Below are 19,195 nucleotides of genomic sequence, written 5' to 3'. Positions count from 1 at the left end.
TCAGCCTTCCAGGGCCACCCGCGCGGACGCCACATACAGCCGCTCCATCGCGTCCAGCGGCTCGATCGCCGCGGCGCGGTCGAAGAGGCGGTTGGCCTCGGGCAGGGCCTGCGGCCCTTCCAGCATCAGCAGGCCATTGGCGCATTCGGTAAGCGTCACGATCGAGTCGGGGTGGAGCGCCATGGCCTGCTGGTACAGGGCCAGGCCTTCGGTCTTGTTGGCGCCATAGGTCAGGCGCCCGACCATGCTGCCCACCTTGTCGATCACCTCGGCGTGAAAAGCCGCCAGGGCCAGATGGGCGTCGACGTGCCGGGGGGAGCGCGCAATGGTGGCCGCCAGCGCGGTGCGCACGCGCACACCCAGGCCCTGGGTGAGCGCCTTGGCCACGCTGATGCCCTGGCTGTAGCGGCCCAGGGCGTAGGCTTGCCAGTACCAGCCGCCGGTGTTGTCGGGGTGGCGGCGCTGCAGCGACTCGGCGCGCGCCGCGGCTTCGAGCAGCAGCTCCTGGCGCGTCTGTTCGCGCGGTTCGAGGTAGTTGGCGTAGATGCAGGTGGCCTTGTTCGCCACGTTCATGCCGGCGTCGCCGATCGCCAGGCCGGCCTCGGTGGCGCGCTGGAACTCGCCGTTGTGGAACAGCACCCAGGCCTGCTGCACGGCGGGTTCGTCGGGCCAGGGCTCGGCATCGCCCCGATGCAGGCGGCCCCAGAGGCGTTGCAGGCGCTCGACGTCAAAGCGCTCGACCTGTCCGGTGGTGGGGGTGGGGGTCCATTCGGCCATGGTGTGTGCTCGCTCGCGGGAGGGGCTCAGGCGGCGGCGCCGTAGGCGCCGGTGAGCGTCATCAGGTGCTGCCGCTGCGAGGCCTCCAGATAGGGTGCCAGCAGGTTGAGGACGTGGCAGGCGCCGCGCAGCAGCGCTTGTTGTGCGTTGTCGGGTTCGAGCGCATGGCGCGGGTCGCGCACGTATTCGAAGCTCAGCCAGTAGGTCAGAACGACGACCATGCTGGTGGCGGTGGGCTCGGTCTCGCGCGCGTCGATCTGCACCGCGCCGTGTCGGCTCATGCCGGCGAGCAAGTGGCGGATCGCGCGCGACTTGTTCTTCAGCACGGTCTGGAAGCGGGTTTCCAGCAGCCGGTTTTTCGACAGCAGGTCGTTCAGGTCGCGGTAGAGGAAACGGTATTCCCAGATGATCTCGAACAGCGAGTGCAGGAAGAACCAGGCATCCTCCACGTTGCGCACACCCTCGCTGGCGCCCAGCAGCTCGCCCAGCGCGCGCTCGTAGCGCTCGAACAGCGAATTGATGAGCTCGTCCTTGGCCGGGTAGTGGTAGTAGAGATTGCCCGGGCTGATGCCCAGCTCGGCGGAAATCAGCGTGGTGGACACGTTGGGCTCGCCAAAGCGGTTGAACAGCTCGAGCGTGACCTCAAGGATGCGCTCTGCGGTGCGGCGCGGGGCTTTCCTGGCCATGGACGGCGCTCGCTCAGCGGGTGGCCGGCGCGGGCATGGCGCGGCCGTGTTCCAGATGCCGCTGCAGTTCATCGAGCGTCGCATGCAGCCGCGCGCCCACGGCGCTGCGGCTGCGCGGCTGCGGGGCCAGCAGCCGCAGCGCCGGGTCGCGCAGGGCGCGCAGGTCGAGCGAAATGCCGTGGCGCGCAAGCTGGGGCGTGAGCCGGGCGGCCCGGTCCAGCAACAGGCGGCGCGTCTGCTGGTAGGCGTGCTCGGCGATCTCGCGGCGCTGGCGGTAGCTGAAGGTATTGGCGAAGAACAGGGTCGCGTCGCGCTGGTCGGGTTCGATGAGAACGATGTCGGTGCCCGGGTAGGCGCGCTCATAGTGCTTGAGGCCCAGTTCCAGACGCGAGTGGATCATCGAGCGGAAGGTCTGGCTCATCACCGCCGGCAGGCCACCTTCGACCAGCGAAGGAATGCGCCGGCCATCGTGCAGGCTGGGGTTGGTGTGGAAGGGCACCAGTGGGTTCAGGCACAGCAGCAGGTCGGTGCCTTCATTGAGCGCCACGGTGGCGTGCACGGTCTTTTTGAGGGCACCGTCCACATAGTGCTGGCCACCGATTTCCACCGGGGGGAACAGACCGGGCAGCGCCGCGCTGGCCTGTATGGCGCGCGAGATCGGCACGTGGTCCCAGCCCGGACGGCCGAATGGGGCGGCCTCACCGGTGTCGAGCTGCGTCGCCACCAAGGTCAGGCGCGCGCGCAGTTCGCGGAAGTCGTTGCTGCGCCCCGGCTGGCTGAACAGGCGCTGAATCTGCAGGTGGATGTCCTCGTTGTCGAACACGCCGGTGGGAAGTGCCGCGCCGACGCGCTCGAAGGCGCTGGTCAGGCTCTTGCCTTGCGCGCCCCAGGCCCACAGCGCGCTGCCCACCAAACCTGGCAGGCGCCGCAGGCGCGTGCCGAATTCGCTCCAGGCCGGCTTGAGCAACCATGCGGGGTCGAAATTGTCCTCACCCGTGCGGTCCTCAATGAAGGCTTCGCAGAGCTGGCGCGGACGCATGCCGTTGGCCAGGCCGGCCGCGATGAAGCCCCCGGCCGACACGCCCAGATAGTGGTCGCAGGCGTTGAAGTCCAGGCCTTCGAGGCCGTCGTCCAGCGCGCACAGCGCGCCGATCTCGTAGATCGCGCCCAGCGGTCCGCCGCCGGCCAGCGCCAGCGTGATGCGCGGGCGGTATGACCGGCGCGCGGCGTTGCGGTGAAGGACAGGGCGGGGCGTCGTCATGCGTTCGAGTGTAGACCGCGAGGGTGGGTGAAAGTGCTGCGTTGCAGCATCCGGTGCGGGCGCAAAAAAGGGGCGTCGCGCGCCCCTCTTTTCCTGGTGCCGCCGATCGGCGTCGGCCGTCAGGCGGCCTTGGTGCGGCGCGTGGTCTTGCGCGCGGCGGTCTTGCCGGCGGGGGTGGCCTTCTTCGCGGCCGCAGTCTTGGCCGGCGCCTTGCCACCCAGGCGCTGCACCTGGGCATTGAGCGCGTCGATGCGCTTGATCAGCGCGTCCACATCGCGCGCCGAAGGCACGCCCAGCTTGTTCAGCGCCTTGGCCACGCGCTCCTCAAAGATGTTCTCCAGCTTGTCCCACTGGCCTTGCGCCTTGGACGAGATGTCGGTGGCCATGCTGCTCATGCGGTTGGTGGCCTCGGAGATGCGCTCCTCGGCCACCGCCTGCGTCTTGCGCTGGATCGAAAGACCCTCCTTCACCAGCGATTCAAAGGCCTTGCCACCTTCTTCCTGCGCTTTGGAAAAAGCACCCAGGCCGGCCAGCCAGATCTGCTGGGCCGAGTCCTTGATGGCGCCCGACAGCGGGGAGTTGAAGCCGGTGGCGCTGGCCTTGTCTGCGGTGCCGGATTTCTGGATTTTCTTGACCATGCGGAACTCCTGGAGTGGATTGGAAAGAGGGCGAGGCCAGCGCGCCGGCCACGGGTGCAGCCACTGTACGGCCCGTGCGCCGCATGTGTGTAGGGTCGCACGACTAAACGCACCAAGCTGTGGGTCGTGCCTCACGCGGGTTTTTGCGGAATGCGGGCACCACTGTCCTGGACCAGAATGCCTGACGCCTTGCGCCCAGTACGCCCTTCCCCCTGCTTTCAACAACACCGCTTCAGGAGATATCCATGCACTACTTCGTCACCGGTGCAACCGGTTTCATCGGCAAACGCCTGGTGGCCCGACTGCTGCAGCGCAAAGGCGCGGTGGTGCACTTCCTGATGCGCAGGGAGAGCGAGGGCAAGGTCGCAGCGCTGCGCGAGTACTGGGGCGTGAGCGCGGCGCGCGCCGTGCCGGTTTTCGGCGACCTCACCGCGAAGAAGCTTGGCGTGTCGGCGGACGACGTGAAAGCGCTCAAGGGGCAGATTGACCACTTCTTTCACCTCGCCGCGGTGTACGACCTGGAGGCCGACGAGGAGAGCCAGGTCGCGGTGAACGTGGACGGCACGCGAAACACCGTGGAGTTCGCCAGGGCGATCAACGCCGGACACTTCCACCACGTGTCGTCCATTGCCGCGGCCGGCCTCTATGAAGGCGTGTTCCGCGAGGACATGTTTGAAGAAGCCGAAGGCCTGGACCACCCTTACTTCATGACCAAGCACGAGAGCGAGAAGATCGTGCGCCAGGAATGCAAGGTTCCCTGGAGCGTGTACCGGCCTGCCGCCGTGGTGGGCGATTCGCGCACCGGCGAGATGGACAAGATCGACGGGCCTTACTACTTCTTCAAGCTGATCCAGCGCATGCGCCAGATCCTGCCGCCCTGGATGCCCAGCGTGGGTCTGGAGGGTGGGCGCATCAACATCGTGCCGGTGGATTTCGTTGTGGACGCGCTGGACCACATCAGCCACCAGAAGCGCGGCAGCGGCGCCTGTTTCCACCTGGTCGACCCCATGGGCTACCGCGTGGGCGACGTGCTCGACATCCTGAGCAAGGCGGCGCACGCACCCAAGATGAACCTGTTCGTCAATGCGGCGCTGATGGGTTTCATCCCCAAGAGCGTGAAGAAGGGACTGATGGCGCTGGCGCCGGTGCGCCGCGTCTACAGGGCCGTCATGCAGGACCTCGGACTGCCCGAGGACATGATGACCTTTGTCAACTACCCCACGCGCTTCGACTGCCGCGAGACGCTGGCCGCGCTCAAGGGCAGCGGCATCGCTTGCCCCAACCTGAAGGACTACGCCTGGCGCCTGTGGGACTACTGGGAACGCCACCTCGATCCCGACCTGCACATCGACCGCAGTCTGAAGGGCACAGTCGCGGGCAAGGTGGTGCTGGTCACGGGCGGCAGCTCCGGCATCGGGCTGGCGGCGGCGCACAAGTTCGCCGAGGCGGGCGCGGTCACCATCATCTGCGGCCGTGACCAGGACAAGCTCGACGAGGCCTGCAAGGAGGCGAAAGACAAGGGCTATCAGTTCATTGCCTACCCAGCCGACATTGCCGACATGGCCGATGCCGACCGCTTCGTGCAACTGCTGATCCAGAACCATGGCGGTGTCGATTTCCTGATCAACAACGCGGGCCGTTCGATCCGCCGCGCGATCGAGGGCAGCTACGACCGCTTCCACGACTTCGAGCGCACCATGCAGCTCAACTACTTCGGTTGCCTGCGCGTGACCATGGGCCTGCTGCCCGGCATGGTGGCGAAAAAGAAGGGCCACGTGGTCAACATCAGCTCGATCGGCGTGCTCACCAATGCGCCGCGCTTCTCCGCCTACGTGGCGAGCAAGGCCGCGCTGGATGCGTGGACGCGTTGCGCGAGCAGCGAGTTCGCTGACCAGGGCATCAGCTTCACCACCATCAACATGCCGCTGGTGCGCACACCCATGATCGCGCCGACCCAGATCTACAAGAACGTGCCCACGCTGGCGCCCGAGGAGGCGGCGGACATGATCGCGCAGGCCTGCATCTTCAAGCCGGTGCGCATCGCCACGCGCCTGGGCATCACCGGGCAGGTGATGCATGCGATGGTGCCGCGCGTGGCGCAGATCGTGATGAACACCAGCTTCCGCATGTTCCCCGATTCGTCGGCGGCCAAGGGCGAGAAGGGCGCGAAGGCGCAGCTCTCTGCCGAGGCGGTGGCGATGCAGCAGATGATGCGCGGAATTCATTTCTGAACACCCCAGCCGCGCTGCGCGCGCTCTCCTCAAGGGGACAACACCCGCAGCGCGTCCCGAGCCCGTCGAAGGGTGGTTCCGCGGTGTTTCTGGATTTCAGGACGTGGTGACTGCCGGCCCTAAAATTTCGGCTTTGCCCGCCTTTGCAGGAAGCCTCGCATGACCACGCCCTCCGACCTCTCCTCCCTCGCGCCGCGCGACAAGGCCGACGTCCTTGCGCAAGCGCTGCCGTACATCCGCAAGTACCACGGCAAGACCATGGTCATCAAGTACGGCGGCAACGCCATGACCGAACCGGCACTGCAGAAGGCCTTTGCCGAGGACGTGGTGCTGCTCAAGCTGGTCGGCATCAACCCGGTGGTGGTGCACGGTGGCGGGCCTCAGATCGAAACGCTTCTCAAGCGCCTGGGCAAGCAGGGCCAGTTCATCCAGGGCATGCGCGTGACCGACGCCGAGACCATGGAAGTGGTGGAGTGGGTGCTGGCCGGTGAGGTGCAGCAGGACATCGTCGGCCTCATCAACCAGGCAGGTGGCAAGGCGGTGGGGCTGACCGGACGCGACGGGGCCATGATCCGCGCGCGCAAGCTGCGCATGACCGACCAGCAGGACCCCACACGCGAACACGATGTGGGCCAGGTGGGCGACATCGAGAGCATCGACCCGAGCGTGGTCAAGGCCCTGCAGGACGACCAGTTCATCCCGGTCGTGAGCCCCATCGGCTTTGGCGAGCACAACGAGAGCTACAACATCAATGCCGACGTGGTTGCGGCCAAGCTCGCCACCGTCCTGCAGGCCGAGAAACTGCTGATGCTCACCAACATCCGTGGCGTGCTTGACAAGAACAGCGAACTGCTGACCGAGCTCACGCCGCGCCAGATCGACGATCTGGTGGAAGACGGCACCATCTCTGGCGGCATGATTCCGAAGATCGCTGGCGCGCTCGACGCGGCCAAGTGCGGCGTCAACGCGGTGCACATCATCGACGGGCGCGTGCCGCACGCGCTGTTGCTTGAAGTGCTGGGCAACCAGCCTTTCGGCACCATGATCAAAAGCCACTGATCCATGCGTCTGCTACTGGTCGAAGACGACGTGATGGTCGCCAGCGGCATCAAGCTGGGGCTGTGCAACGCCGGCTACACGGTGGACTGGGTTGGCAGCGCCGAACGCGCTCTGCAGGCGCTGGAGAGCGACAGCTTCGACCTCGCCATCGTGGACATCGGCCTGCCCAGCATGGACGGGTTGTCGCTCACGCGCCAGTTGCGCACCGGCGGCCTGGAGATGCCGGTGCTGATCCTGACCGCGCGCGACGCCCTGCACGACCGCGTGCAGGGGCTGGATATCGGCGCCGACGATTACATGATCAAACCCTTCGAGTTGCCCGAGCTGCTGGCGCGGCTGCGCGCGCTGCTGCGGCGTTCGCAGGCCGCCACCTCCGCGGTGCTGGGCTTCGGCCCGCTGGAGATGGACACCGCGCACCGGCGCGTCACGCTGGCCGGGCAAGCCATGGAGCTGGGGCCGCGCGAGTGGACGGTGCTCGAATACCTGTTGATGCAGGTGCCCAAGCCGGCCGCCAAGGACAAGCTGCTGCAGGCGCTGACCGGCTGGGACAAAGAGATCACGCCCAACGCGATCGAGGTCTACGTCTCGCGCCTGCGCGCCAAGCTTGAACCCTCGGGCATCAGCCTGCGCGCGATCCGTGGGTTTGGCTACCGCCTGGAACTGGCCGAAGCCACCGGTCATGTCCCAGCCGCCTGAGGCCGTCGCATCGCGCGGCATGATCTGGGGCCTGCAGCGCCGGCTGCTGGTGCTGTTGCTCTTCACCCTGGGAGTGATCGGCACCGGCAGCGTTTTCGTGCACTACCAGACAGCGGGCACCGCCGCGCTGCAGCAAGACCAGCGCCTGCTCAGGCTGGTGCCCTTGCTGGCGGACTCCATTGTGGTGACGAGTCTGGCGGACCGCGACCCTTCGGTCGTCGACGAACCCCTGCTCAACGCCAGTGACCTGGTGCAGGGCCCCGGCATGGCCATGCTGCTGGCGCCGCCCGTGGCGGAATTCCTGTCCGAGCGCAACGGGCTGGCCGCGTTCGGCGTGTTCGATGCGCAGGGCAGCCAGATCCTGGGTGAGCGCTGGCTGCCCACCATCCTGCCCGCCACGCAGGACGCCGAGTTCCTCAGCGTGGTCGAGGCCGGCACCACCTACCGCGTGGTGGCCCAGCGCGTCGGTTCGGACATGGGGCAACTCATCGTCATGCTCGCCGACGGATCCGACGCGCGCCAGCACTGGTTCGGCAATGTGCTGCTGCGTGTGCTGCTGCCCAACCTGCTGCTGTTCGCGGTGGCCGCCGCGGTGGTGACCTGGGGGGTGGCGCGCGCGCTGCGCCCGCTGATCGATCTGAAGGAGGCGGTGGAGAACCGGTCGCCGCGCGACCTCAGCGCGATCGATACCCTCGATATTCCAGGCGAAGTGCGGCCCCTGGTGGCCTCGCTCAACCGCCTGTTCCATCTGGTCAATGCGCAGACCGAGGCACAGCGCCGCTTCGTGGCCGATGCCGCGCACCAGCTGCGCACGCCCCTGGCCGGGTTGCAGGCCCAGGTCGAGGCCTGGGCCCAGGCCACGCGCAACCTGGACGGTGATGGCCTGATCGGCCTGCGCGCCGATCAGGTGCGACGCCTGCGCGATGCCACGCGGCGCACCTCCCAGCTGGCCAACCAGTTGCTCGCGCTGTCGCGCGCCGATGCGGTGAGCGCCGACACGCAGCCGATGCAGCGTGTCGACCTGATGGAACTGTGCGAGAACATGCTCGCGCTGTACCTGGACGCGGCCGGGCTCAAGCAGATCGACTTCGGTCTGGAAGCCCGGCCGGCGCAGACCCTGGGCCACGCCTGGCTGTTGCGCGAGCTGCTGCTCAACCTCGTGGACAACGCCGTCAAGTACACGCCACCCGGAGGGCGCATCACCGTGCGCTGCGGCCTCGAACAGGTGAAAGAGGGAGCGGCCGAGCGCGCCTGGATGGAGGTGGAAGACGACGGCCCCGGCATCGCCTCCGAAGAGCATGAGCGCGTGCTGCAGCGCTTCTACCGGGTGCCAGGCACGGCTGGCGAAGGCAATGGCCTGGGCCTGGCCATTGCGGACGAAATCGCGCGCGCCCACCGCATCCAGCTGCAGCTCGAACCCGGTGCGCTCGGGCGCGGCCTGCGCGTGCGCGTCGCCTTCGAGGCGGTCACTCACTGACCGCGCGCGGCGCCTCCACACTGGTGGGAGTTGTAACAGCGCTGTGCGAGAATGGCCGCGAGAAGATTCCCCACCGGCATCACTCCACCAGCCCACGGACCGCTCGCCCATGACCACCAACGTCCCAGAGTCTCCCTCCCCGGCGGACGACGCCGCCTTCGAAGCCGCGCAAGCCATCGAGGCCGCGGCCCAGACCGATGGAGGCACGCGCAAGCGGCCCAAACCTGGCGAACGCCGCGTGCAGATCCTGCAGGCGCTGGCCACCATGCTGGAGCAACCTGGCGCCGAGCGCATCACGACCGCGGCCCTGGCCGCGCGCCTGGAGGTGAGCGAGGCGGCGCTGTACCGGCACTTCGCCAGCAAGGCGCAAATGTTTGAAGGTCTGATCGAGTTCATCGAACAGTCGGTGTTCGGCCTGATCAACCAGTTGGGCGAGCGCGAGCCCGACCCCAACGCGCGCTCGCGCAAACTCGTCACCCTGCTGCTGCAGTTCGGTGAGAAGAATCCCGGTATGGCGCGCGTCATGGTGGGCGACGCACTGGTGTTCGAGAACGAGCGCCTGCAGCAGCGCATGAACCTGTTCTTCGACAAGATCGAATCGGCGCTCAAGCAGAACCTGCGCGAGACCTCGGTGCTGGCCGGCGCGGTCACGCCCACGGTGGATGCGCAGGCCGATGCCTCGGTCATCACCGCCTTCTGCGTCGGGCGCCTGCAGCGCTTCGCGCGCAGCGGCTTCAAGCGCTCGCCGGGTGAAAGCCTGGAGCACAGCCTGAACCTGTTGCTGCCCGACGGTCGGCTTTGATCAGACCCAACTGGCTGCCAGCGCCGGTGTGAGCGCGGAGCGTTGATCCGGCGAGAGTGTGAACTCTCCGGGTGGTGGCGGTGAGAAAGCCGCCATGGCTTCGACCAGTTGATCAACTTGATTGGCCAGCAGCATCTGCCCGCTGCTGGTCTCGAACGCGTCGATGCGCATGGGCGTGCTGCTGTACCAGCTGTTCAGGCGCACCGTGTCGTCGGTGCCGATGATGCTCACCTCCAGGTGTGTGTTCACGCGGCGGAACCAGAGCTGGTCGTGGGCGATACCGTCCAGGAACTGCAGCGTGTCCTGCACGGTGAGGCCGGTATCGGCTACATAGTCAGGGTTGTGGATCTCGTCTTGCCCGTCGCCTCGACCGAAGCGGTAGGTGTCGGAGCCTGCGCCCCCATTGAGGTAGTCGTTGCCCGCGCCGCCATGCAACACGTCGTTGCCCGCCTCACCGTACAGCCGGTCATCACCTGCTCCGCCCAACAGGAGGTCTTGGTCGTTGCCACCGTAGAGCTGATCATTGCCCGTACCGCCGTCGAGGCTGTCGCTGCCCGCACCGCCGCGCAGCAAGTCGTGCCCGTCTTCGCCAAACAAGGCGTCGTCTCCGCTCAGGCCCAGAAGCTCGTCGTCGCCACCGGCGCCATGAAGGTGATCCGCGCTGGCCGTGCCCTCCAGCCAGTCGTTGGCTGCCGTACCCAAGCCCGTGGCCAGACCCATCTCGCGCAATTCCCCGACCACCGGGCTGCGCGCGGGCAGCTCGGCCACCCATGTGCGCAGCAGCGCTGGGGCATCGACACCCGCAGCGGTGAGCGGTGCCTCGGCGTGAAGGGCCAGGTCGGCTAGATCCAGCAGCGCCTGACGAGCGTCAAGTCCATGGCGCTCGGCCAGCATGGCTTCAAGGCGCGAACCATCCCAGCGCATGCCTGCCGCATCGATCACCAGATCGATGCTGTCCACATAGGGTTTGAGCCGCGTTTGCAAGGCCAGCGCACCATAGACACTGCCTTCCAGCGCTGCCCAGCTCTCCTGCAGCAGGCGCTGACGGGTGGAGCCTGTCCAGACGTTGGTGGCGCCGCTGGTCTTCAGCGTGGCGTAGTTCTGCGCGTTGAAGGCTTCCAGCACGGCGATGCGCTCGCTCCAGATCGCAGTGGCCTCACTGTCCAATTGGTGCAGATCAAAGGTGACGGTGTGGCCCGCATCGGCCCAATCGCTCAAGGTCACGAAGTCGCTGGTGTCGGCCCATGTGGCCAAGATGGGCTCAAGCAAGGCGCGCTGCGCATCGCGCGTGCTGGCCACGGCGAACTGCGCGAGCAGATCGCTCAGCAGCGGGGACATCGTGGCGGCTTCGCGCAAGTCGCGCACGGCGCCCGAGCCCTGCATGTCGGGCAGCGCAGACTCCGACGCAGACGATTCGATGGCCGTGGCGAACTCGCGGTAGAACGGGTTCTCGGCGAACCAGGCGTCGGTGTAGGTGTGCGCCTGGCCGTTCAGGGTGAAGCTGGCCTGGCCGTCCAGTCGGGTGCCATCAGCGAGGGTCTGGGTGAAAGCGGTTGTGGCGAGGTTGATCTGGCTGATGCCTGCTCCTTCGAGCGATTGCAGCTCGCCCGCGTCGCTCACCCCGTCCTGGTCCAAATCGCGCCACACGCGCAGGGCGGCGAACTGGGCATCAAGGGCGTCGATCAGGCCGTCGGCGTTCGCATCCAGTGCACGCAAGGCGGCGAAGCCATCGGCAGCCTTCTGGCCATTGGCCAGCAGTGTGTTGTTCCCGAACAGCTCACGTCCGGAGTCGATCAGGCCATTGCCATCAAGGTCAAACACCAGCAGACCGTCGTCAGCGCCGGCCCACGCGGTGCCAGTGCGCACGCCGTCGGCGTCGTGGTCGAAGGTGATGGCACCGTTGAGCGGGTTGATCTCGATGCCGTCACCGTCCAGGTCGAGGATGAGGGGGGAGGAGTTCTTCTTGGAGTTCGTGAATTGGGTGTTGGTGGAGTGGTCAATGCCATAGGGATTGATGTCGCCCCAACCCTCGGCCGTCCACGTCGAGGGCAGGGGATCCTTCTCCATGTACAAAGGAATGAACCAGGGAGCGAGGCCGCTGGACGAAAAGCGCACGTCGGCTCCAGCGTATTGCAAGGCCGCGATGGACCATGTAGCGCAATTCCAGGTTCGATCGTTGCTGCCGTGGCCGAGCAAAGTCCAGGTACCTTCGGTGCTAATGGTTCAGGTGAATTCCCGCAGCTTTTGCAGCTCTGCACTGGTGATCGGAATAGGGTCCGAAGTCAGGCCCTTGCCTGCATAGTCCTGGGCGTCTGACGTGCTTACAGAACCAGGGGCGGTGAGAGCGACTGGTCTGGGGTAGTAGCCGAGAGACTCGATCGAGCCGTCCGGGTGGTGAATCTCAATCCATGCATGACCGACTCGTGAAACACCCGGGCCGTCGTTCTGACTTGTTCCCGGCATGATGGATCGGACATAAACAGTGGCTGTCATTTAATGCTCCCTTGAGATGAAAAGTGAAAGTGAATCTCTCCTCCTGAGGCGTACCTCACAACCGCGCGGAACGGAGAGGGAATCCCGTCGCAGCCAAACCGACGTCGGTCGATTCCTTCAACCAGAGTGGCATCTGTAAAGTGAGCGCAGGGGTCGGCGACGATGGCTGGAGCGACCGATCGAATGACCGCTTCAAGTTCAAGAACGTGTTCACGTTTCGCTTTGCCTACCAAAGTGATCGACTTGCAGTCGCGCCAGATTTCTTCGAGGAGAAAAAATGAGCAATCCGATGCACGATTTGGTCCCGACGAGTGAGATCTGAGCAGTGCACCCATTTCCTCCGAGTGCTGCATGACGGCGGAACGAATGAGCTCTTCAATCACGATCGAGTGCCTGTCCGTGGTCAAACTGAAGACGGCATACCGCGACAAGAAGTAAGTGCCATAGAACAACACCAAAGGCAGCAGTACGAACAGGAGTGGCCGGCGCCAGCGAGAAAGCAGGCTCATGGCGAAACCCTCATGGCGAGCAGCGCCTCGGTCACGCCCTTTTGTATGAGCGCCCAGTCCGCCTGCAGCGTTCGGCGGTAGTGCACTGACATGAGCACCGGCCAACCCTGGTCCTCCAGCGACCACACTTGCAGGCAGTGCCGCGGCAACACGGGGTCGTTGCTGCAGGCAAGATAGGCGAGCAGGCGGCCTTGGGCGTCGTAGGCGAGGTGGCGGTCATCCGGTGGGTGGCTGTGTCCTGCAGTTGCTCCGGCGGGTGGTGGAACTGCAAAAGGCTTCAGCTCCACCAGCGCTTTCCGGCCGTTGGGGGGTGCGTCGGGCCAACTGCTTTCGTCGGGCACACGTTCGCGCACGAATCGCCTCAAGGCCCCGGGCCCAGGAAACTGTTCACCGCTGACCGCCTGCGCCAGCAGCCAAGGGTGGTCGGCTTCAAGTTCCAAGGCTGTGCCGGCTTTCGAGCGCTGGCTGGGGTCGTAGACCATCTGCATGCTTGGGTGTTGCAGCAAGAATCCGAAGCGTCGGATCGAAGTTGACGTTGCGCGGCGCGGTTGGTGGAGTGGCCAATGCACCCATGTTGGATCGCCGTCGAATTCGGGGTAGTCGGCCACAAAGGGCGGAATGTGCATGGCCACACCACCCAACTGGCCAATCGTTGGCGCAGCTTTTCCGCCTCTTGTCGGCGTCTGAACTGGCACAAACCCCGACCAGTGTGTGTACTGAAACGCCTTCCCGAGTCCGATGGCTGCTGCCAAGGCCAGGAGCACCGCCAGGGTTGTCAGCGCGACGCTGCGAAGACGCTGGTATCTGCCTTGCGATAGATTCATCGGACCTCCTCCAAAGCGAGGCTTTCAGAACGCTTCATGATTCCTCCTGCGGCGTATGAATCGGTTCATTCTGGTGGGGCCGGAGCGGCGACACCCCTCTGGGTATGGGCGGAGCCGCTTCCGCTGGGCCGTGCATTAGGGCGCGGCCTCTAAACAAAATCTCGAAATTGGCCGGTCGTTTGCGCGAGGGGCTGGTTTTGCGGTAAAAATAGAACGACCGTTCGATTATTCGAGCGGTTGTTTTTTTCATGATCCCGTTGCCCACCAGGACCGACCGCATGAGCGTGACACCCACCGCCCGCCGCACGCGCGCCGACGCTTCGGCCCCCAAGCCCTTGCAGAAGGGCCAGCAGACCAAGGCCGCCATCGTGGAGGCCGCGCTCGGTCTGGCCACGCAGATCGGGCTGGAGGGCTTGTCCATCGGCGCGCTGGCCGAGGTGATGCAGATGAGCAAGTCGGGCGTGTTCGCCCACTTCGGTTCGCGCGAGGAATTGCAGATCTCGGTGGTGCGCGAGTACCACACGCGCTTCGAGGACGAGGTGTTCTACCCGGCCATGAGCGCGCCGCGGGGCCTGCCCCGGCTGCGCGCGATGTTCGCCAACTGGATGAAGCGCACCTCGGTCGAGATCGATTCCGGCTGCATCTACATCAGTGGCGCGGTCGAGTTCGACGACCGGCCCGGCCCGGTGCGCGATGCACTGGCCAGCTCGGTCAACACCTGGCAGGACGCGTTGCGCCGCGCCATCGAAATCTCGGTCGAGGAAGGCCACTTTCGCGCCGACACGGACGCGTCACAGGCGGCCTTTGAAATCCATGGCCTGATCCTGGCGCTGCACTACGAGGCGCGCTTCCTGAGAAGCCCCGACTCGGTGCGCCGCGCGTTGCAGGCCTTCGACAGCATCGTGGCGCGCTACAGCAACCCGCAAGCGGCGCGCGCGCCGGCCGTGCGCGCCCGCAAGACCCCGCCCCCCGCCCGTGTGGCGCGGAGCTGATCCTTTTCAATTTCCACCAAACCCGCACAGGAGTTCCTCATGCCCGTTTACAACCCACCCCTGCGAGACATGCAGTTCGTGATGCACGAGGTGCTCAAGGTCACCGACGACTTCAAGGCCATGCCGCAGCATGCCGAGGTCGATGTCGACACCATCAATGCGGTGCTCGAGGAAGGCGGCAAGTTCGCTTCGCAGGTCATCTTCCCGCTCAACATCAGCGGCGACACCGAGGGCTGCACGCTCGACCAGAAGACGCATGAAGTCAAGACGCCTTCTGGATTCAAGGAGGCCTACAAGACCTATGTGGACGGCGGCTGGGCCGCGCTCTCGTGCGACCCCGAATTCGGTGGCCAGGGCCTGCCGCTGGTGGTGAACCAGTGCCTGTACGAGATGATGAACTCGGCCAACCAGGCCTGGACCATGTACCCCGGCCTCACGCACGGCGCCTACGCCGCGCTGCACACCTACGGCACCGACGAACAGAAGAAGACCTACCTGCCGAAGATGACCAGCGGCGAATGGACCGGCACCATGTGCCTGACCGAGCCGCACTGCGGCACCGACCTGGGCCTCATGCGCACCAAGGCCGAGCCCCTGCCCGACGGCACCTACAAGCTCACCGGCAACAAGATCTTCATCAGCGCCGGTGAACACGACATGGCCGACAACATCATCCACCTGGTGCTGGCCCGCCTGCCCGACGCGCCGCCCGGCATCAAGGGCGTGAGCCTGTTCATCGTGCCCAAGTACCACGCCAAGGCCGATGGCTCGGTGGGCGAGCGCAACGGCATCTACTGCGGCGGCCTGGAGCACAAGATGGGCATCCACGGCAACGCCACCGCGCAGATCGTCATCGACGGCGCCATCGGCACGATGGTGGGCCAGCCCAACAAGGGCATGCAGGCCATGTTCGTGATGATGAACGCGGCCCGCCTGGGCGTGGGCAACCAGAGCCTGGGCCTCACTGAGGTGGCCTACCAGAATGCACTGGCCTATGCGAAGGACCGCATCCAGATGCGCTCGCTGACCGGTCCCAAGGCCAAGGACAAGCCGGCCGATCCGATCATCGTGCACCCCGACGTGCGCAAGATGCTGCTCACCGCCAAGGCCTACGCCGAAGGTGGCCGCGCGCTGGCCATCTTCTGCTCGGTCCTGCTGGAGAAGGTGCACCACCACCCCGACGAGAAGGTGCGCAAGGACAGCGACGACATGCTCTCGCTGCTCACGCCCATCACCAAGGCCTTCCTGACCGACAACGGCTACAACGCCGCCACGCAGTGCCAGCAGGTATTCGGCGGTCACGGCTACATCAAGGAATGGGGCATGGAGCAGTTCGTGCGCGATGCCCGCATCAACATGATCTACGAAGGCACCAACACCATCCAGAGCCTGGACCTCCTGGGTCGAAAGGTGCTGGGCAACAACGGCGCCACGCTGAAGAAGTTCGGCAAGCTCGTGGGTGCGCTGGTGGTCGAGGAAGGCGTCAACGAGAAGATGGCCGAGTTCATCAACCCGCTGGCCGTGCTGGGCGAGCAGATCACCAAGTTCACCACGGAGATCGGATTCAAGGGCCTGCAGAACGCCGACGAAGTGGGCGCCGCCGCGGTGGACTACCTGCGTGTGGCCGGCCACCTGGTGTTCGGTTACTTCTGGGCCCGCATGGCACAGGTGGCGCTGCGCGAAATTGCCGCCGGCAACACCGATCCGTTCTACACCGCCAAGCTGCAGACCGCGCGTTTCTACTTCGCCAAGCTGTTCCCCGAGACCGCGGCGCTGATGCGCACGGCGCGCGCCGGCTCGAAGGTGCTGATGGACACGAACGAAGCCCTGGCCTGATTCCCTGCCATGGCGCCAACCACCAGGAGACTTTCATGATCAAGACCGTTGTGAGCACGCTTGCCCTGTCGCTGGCGTCGCTGTCCGCGTTCGCGCAGATGTCGCCCGTGGGCCTGTGGAAAACCATCGACGATGACACGAAGAAGGAAAAGTCCCTGGTGCGCATCAAGGAAGCCAACGGCGTCTACAGCGGCACCATCGAGAAGCTGCTCGATCCGGCTGCGAAGCAGGACGCGGTGTGCGACAAGTGCACCGACGAGCGCAAGGACAAACCCATCCTGGGCATGACCATCCTGCGCAACCTCCGGCAGAGCGCCGACGACAAGGGCGTGTACGACGGCGGTGACATCGTCGACCCCAACAACGGCAAGGTCTATCGCACGCGCCTCAAGCCCGTCGAAGACGGCAAGAAGCTCGAGATGCGCGGCTACATCGGCCCGTTCTACCGAACGCAAGTCTGGATCCGGGTGGAATGAATGCGCCCCCACCAGCAACCATGGAACCCACAATGAACCGATTTCAAGTGAAAAAAGTCGCCGTGCTCGGCGCGGGCGTGATGGGTGCGCAGATCGCCGCGCACCTGGTCAACGTCAAGGTGCCGGTGGTGTTGTTCGACCTGCCCGCGAAAGAGGGCCCGAAGAACGGCATCGTCACCCGCGCGGTGGAAGGCCTGAAGAAGCTCAAGCCCTCGCCGCTGGGCGTGGCGGCCGATGCCGACCTCATTGGCCAGGCCAACTACGAAGAGCACATGGACCAGTTGAAAGACTGCGACCTGATCATCGAGGCCATCGCCGAGCGCATGGACTGGAAGCTCGACCTGTACCAGAAGATCGCGCCCTTCATCGCCGAGCACGCCATTGTCGCGTCCAACACCTCGGGCCTGTCGATCACGAAACTCAGCGAGGCCCTGCCCGAGGCGATCAAGCCGCGCTTCTGCGGCATCCATTTCTTCAACCCACCGCGCTACATGACGCTGGTGGAACTGATCGCCACACCGACCACCGAGCCGCAGATACTCAACGACCTGGAGACCTTCGTCACCAGCGGCCTGGGCAAGGGCGTGGTGCGCGCCAAGGACACGCCCAACTTCGTCGCCAACCGCATCGGCATCGCCGGCATGCTGGCCACGATGAAGGAGGTAGAGAACTTCGGGCTCACGTATGACGTGGTCGACGATCTCACCGGCAAGCGCCTCGGCCGCGCGAGCAGCGGCACCTTCCGCACGGCCGACGTGGTGGGCCTGGACACCATGGCCCACGTGGTCAAGACCCTGCAGGACAACCTGAGCCTGGAGACCGATCCGTTCTACGGCAGCTTCGGCACGCCGCCCGTGCTCAAGGCGCTGATCGAGGCCGGCAACCTGGGCCAGAAGGCCAAGGCCGGCTTCTACAAGAAGGTGGGGCGCGACATCCTGCGCTTCGACCTCGCCAGTGGCGAGTACGTGCCCGGCGGCGAGAAGGCCGACGAGGTCTATGGCCGCATGCTCAAGCGCCCGGTCGCCGAACGCCTGAAGCTGCTGCGCAACGCCGAAGGCCCGCAGGGCCAGTTCCTCTGGGCGATTCTGCGCAACAGCTTCCACTATGCGGCTGTGCACCTGGCCACCATCGCCGAGACCGCGCGCGATGTGGACCAGGCCATGCGCTGGGGCTTCGGCATGAAGCAGGGCCCGTTCGAACTCTGGCAGGAGGCCGGCTGGCTCGAGGTGGCCAAGATGATCCAGGAAGACATCGACACCGGAAAGGCATTGAGCCAGGCACCGCTGCCCGAATGGGTGTTCAAGGGGCCGGTGGCCGACGCGGGCGGCGTGCACACCGCACAGGGTTCGTGGAACCCGGCCAAGGGCGAATTCCAGCCGCGCCTGCAGCTGCCGGTGTACCAGCGCCAGCACTTCCCCGAGCTGCTGCTCGGCGAAGCCGGCCCGAAGTTCGAGACCGCCGGCACGACCATCGAAGAGAACGATTCGATCCGCATCTGGACGCTGGATGAGCAGGTGCTGATCGCCAGCATCAAGACCAAGATGCACGCCATCAGCCCCGAGGTCTGCGAAGGCCTGATGGCCGCCGTGGACCTGGCCGAAAAGGAATACCAGGGCCTGGTGATCTGGTCCGGTGACGAACCCTTCAGCGCGGGTGCCGACCTGCAGGCCATGCTGCCGGCCTTCATGGCCGTGGGCGTGAGCGCGATTGAAGATGCGGAAGGCTTCATGCAGCAGACCATGCTGCGCCTGCGCTACGCCAACGTGCCGGTGATCAGCGCCGTGCGCGGCCTGGCGCTGGGCGGTGGCTGCGAAATGGCCGTGTACAGCGCGCGCCGCGTGGTGCACATGGAGAGCTACATCGGCCTGGTGGAAGTGGGCGTGGGCCTGGTGCCCGGCGCCGGCGGCCTGACCTACATCGCACGCCGCGCGGCCGAGAACGCCGAGACCTCGACGGGCAAGGACCTGCTGCCCTTCCTCACCGAAGGCTTCACCGCCGCGGCCATGGCCAAGGTGGGCACCAGCGCGCTGGAGTCCCGCAAGCTGGGCTACGTGCTGCACTCCGACGTGATCGTGCCGCACAAGGACGAACTGCTGTACGTGGCGATCAACGAAGCGAAGGGCCTCTTCAACGGCGGCTACCGCGCGCCGCACAAGCGCCTGTTCCCGGTGGCCGGCCGCGACGGCAAGGCCACCATCCTGGGCAGCCTGGTCAACATGCGCGACGGCGGCTTCATCAGCCAGCACGACTTCCACATCGCCAGCCTGATCGCCCACGTGGTCACCGGTGGCGACGTCGAGCCCGGCACCATGGTGAACGAGGACTACCTGATGACGCTGGAGCGTCAGGCCTTCTGCTCACTGATCGTTCACCCGAAAACGCAAGAGCGCATTCTGGGCATGCTCAACACCGGCAAGCCCGTCCGCAACTGAGGAAGC

The 19,195-nt window shown here is 65.7% G+C and carries 17 protein-coding genes; 9 read left to right on the top strand and 8 right to left on the bottom strand.

Annotated elements, in window-relative coordinates:
• The 4 genes from AB7P10_RS15265 to AB7P10_RS15250 all read right to left on the bottom strand — a co-directional run bounded on the left by AB7P10_RS15265 (window position 1) and on the right by AB7P10_RS15250 (window position 3,362).
• Window positions 1-777: a hypothetical protein gene (locus AB7P10_RS15265; protein ID WP_428294702.1), complete on the bottom strand. Its 777-nt coding sequence runs from the start codon at window positions 775-777 to the stop codon at window positions 1-3.
• A 26-nt stretch (window positions 778-803) separates the two neighbouring features.
• The gene (locus AB7P10_RS15260; protein WP_428294701.1) at window positions 804-1,463 is read right to left on the bottom strand and encodes a TetR/AcrR family transcriptional regulator; all 660 of its coding nucleotides are present in this window, start codon (window positions 1,461-1,463) and stop codon (window positions 804-806) included.
• Between the two features lie 13 nt (window positions 1,464-1,476).
• A complete protein-coding gene (locus AB7P10_RS15255; RefSeq protein ID WP_428294700.1) occupies window positions 1,477-2,724 on the bottom strand; it encodes a patatin-like phospholipase family protein in 1,248 nt (415 codons plus the stop codon).
• 119 nt (window positions 2,725-2,843) lie between these two features.
• Window positions 2,844-3,362: a phasin family protein gene (locus tag AB7P10_RS15250; protein WP_428294699.1), complete on the bottom strand. Its 519-nt coding sequence runs from the start codon at window positions 3,360-3,362 to the stop codon at window positions 2,844-2,846.
• A 245-nt stretch (window positions 3,363-3,607) separates the two neighbouring features.
• Between AB7P10_RS15250 and AB7P10_RS15245 the strand changes: the two genes are divergently transcribed.
• From AB7P10_RS15245 to slmA, 5 genes are all read left to right on the top strand, one after another.
• Window positions 3,608-5,593 (top strand): SDR family oxidoreductase, encoded by a 1,986-nt coding sequence (locus tag AB7P10_RS15245; RefSeq protein WP_428294698.1) that lies wholly within the window; start codon window positions 3,608-3,610, stop codon window positions 5,591-5,593.
• 159 nt (window positions 5,594-5,752) lie between these two features.
• The gene (gene argB / locus AB7P10_RS15240) at window positions 5,753-6,652 is read left to right on the top strand and encodes an acetylglutamate kinase (RefSeq protein WP_428294697.1); all 900 of its coding nucleotides are present in this window, start codon (window positions 5,753-5,755) and stop codon (window positions 6,650-6,652) included.
• Window positions 6,653-6,655: 3 nt separating this feature from the next.
• Window positions 6,656-7,348, top strand: coding sequence for a response regulator (locus tag AB7P10_RS15235; protein ID WP_428294696.1), 693 nt, complete (start codon window positions 6,656-6,658; stop codon window positions 7,346-7,348).
• Entirely contained in the window at window positions 7,332-8,825 is a 1,494-nt protein-coding gene (locus AB7P10_RS15230) for an ATP-binding protein (protein WP_428294695.1), read from the top strand. Before AB7P10_RS15235 ends, AB7P10_RS15230 begins: the two co-directional genes overlap by 17 nt.
• Before the next feature lie 109 nt (window positions 8,826-8,934).
• Window positions 8,935-9,627: a nucleoid occlusion factor SlmA gene (slmA, locus tag AB7P10_RS15225; RefSeq protein ID WP_428294694.1), complete on the top strand. Its 693-nt coding sequence runs from the start codon at window positions 8,935-8,937 to the stop codon at window positions 9,625-9,627.
• Here slmA and AB7P10_RS15220 read toward each other — a convergent pair whose 3' ends face one another.
• From AB7P10_RS15220 to AB7P10_RS15205, 4 genes are all read right to left on the bottom strand, one after another.
• Window positions 9,628-11,763 carry a calcium-binding protein gene (locus tag AB7P10_RS15220; RefSeq protein ID WP_428294693.1) on the bottom strand — a complete coding sequence of 712 codons (2,136 nt, stop codon included), beginning with the start codon at window positions 11,761-11,763 and terminating at the stop codon, window positions 9,628-9,630.
• Between the two features lie 87 nt (window positions 11,764-11,850).
• The gene (locus AB7P10_RS15215) at window positions 11,851-12,120 is read right to left on the bottom strand and encodes a hypothetical protein (protein ID WP_428294692.1); all 270 of its coding nucleotides are present in this window, start codon (window positions 12,118-12,120) and stop codon (window positions 11,851-11,853) included.
• Window positions 12,117-12,629, bottom strand: a complete 513-nt coding sequence (locus tag AB7P10_RS15210; protein WP_428294691.1) for a hypothetical protein — start codon at window positions 12,627-12,629, stop codon at window positions 12,117-12,119. Before AB7P10_RS15210 ends, AB7P10_RS15215 begins: the two co-directional genes overlap by 4 nt.
• A complete protein-coding gene (locus AB7P10_RS15205) occupies window positions 12,626-13,453 on the bottom strand; it encodes a hypothetical protein (protein ID WP_428294690.1) in 828 nt (275 codons plus the stop codon). The genes AB7P10_RS15210 and AB7P10_RS15205 overlap by 4 nt, the downstream gene beginning before the upstream one ends.
• A gap of 278 nt (window positions 13,454-13,731) precedes the next feature.
• Here AB7P10_RS15205 and AB7P10_RS15200 point away from each other — a divergent pair, with 278 nt between their 5' ends.
• From AB7P10_RS15200 to AB7P10_RS15185, 4 genes are read left to right on the top strand one after another with little or no spacing between them, the layout of a single operon-like run.
• Complete coding sequence (locus tag AB7P10_RS15200; RefSeq protein ID WP_428294689.1) at window positions 13,732-14,445, top strand: TetR/AcrR family transcriptional regulator; 714 nt, start codon at window positions 13,732-13,734, stop codon at window positions 14,443-14,445.
• A gap of 39 nt (window positions 14,446-14,484) precedes the next feature.
• A complete protein-coding gene (locus tag AB7P10_RS15195; RefSeq protein WP_428294688.1) occupies window positions 14,485-16,281 on the top strand; it encodes an acyl-CoA dehydrogenase C-terminal domain-containing protein in 1,797 nt (598 codons plus the stop codon).
• A gap of 35 nt (window positions 16,282-16,316) precedes the next feature.
• On the top strand, window positions 16,317-16,757 hold the full coding sequence (locus tag AB7P10_RS15190; protein WP_428294687.1) for a DUF2147 domain-containing protein: 441 nt from the start codon (window positions 16,317-16,319) through the stop codon (window positions 16,755-16,757).
• 32 nt (window positions 16,758-16,789) lie between these two features.
• Window positions 16,790-19,189: a 3-hydroxyacyl-CoA dehydrogenase NAD-binding domain-containing protein gene (locus AB7P10_RS15185; RefSeq protein ID WP_428294686.1), complete on the top strand. Its 2,400-nt coding sequence runs from the start codon at window positions 16,790-16,792 to the stop codon at window positions 19,187-19,189.
• Window positions 19,190-19,195 lie beyond the last annotated feature (6 nt).

Source organism: Hydrogenophaga sp., from assembly GCF_050182545.1.
Lineage (GTDB): Bacteria > Pseudomonadota > Gammaproteobacteria > Burkholderiales > Burkholderiaceae_C > Hydrogenophaga.
This window is presented reverse-complemented; position numbering and strand designations above follow the sequence as displayed.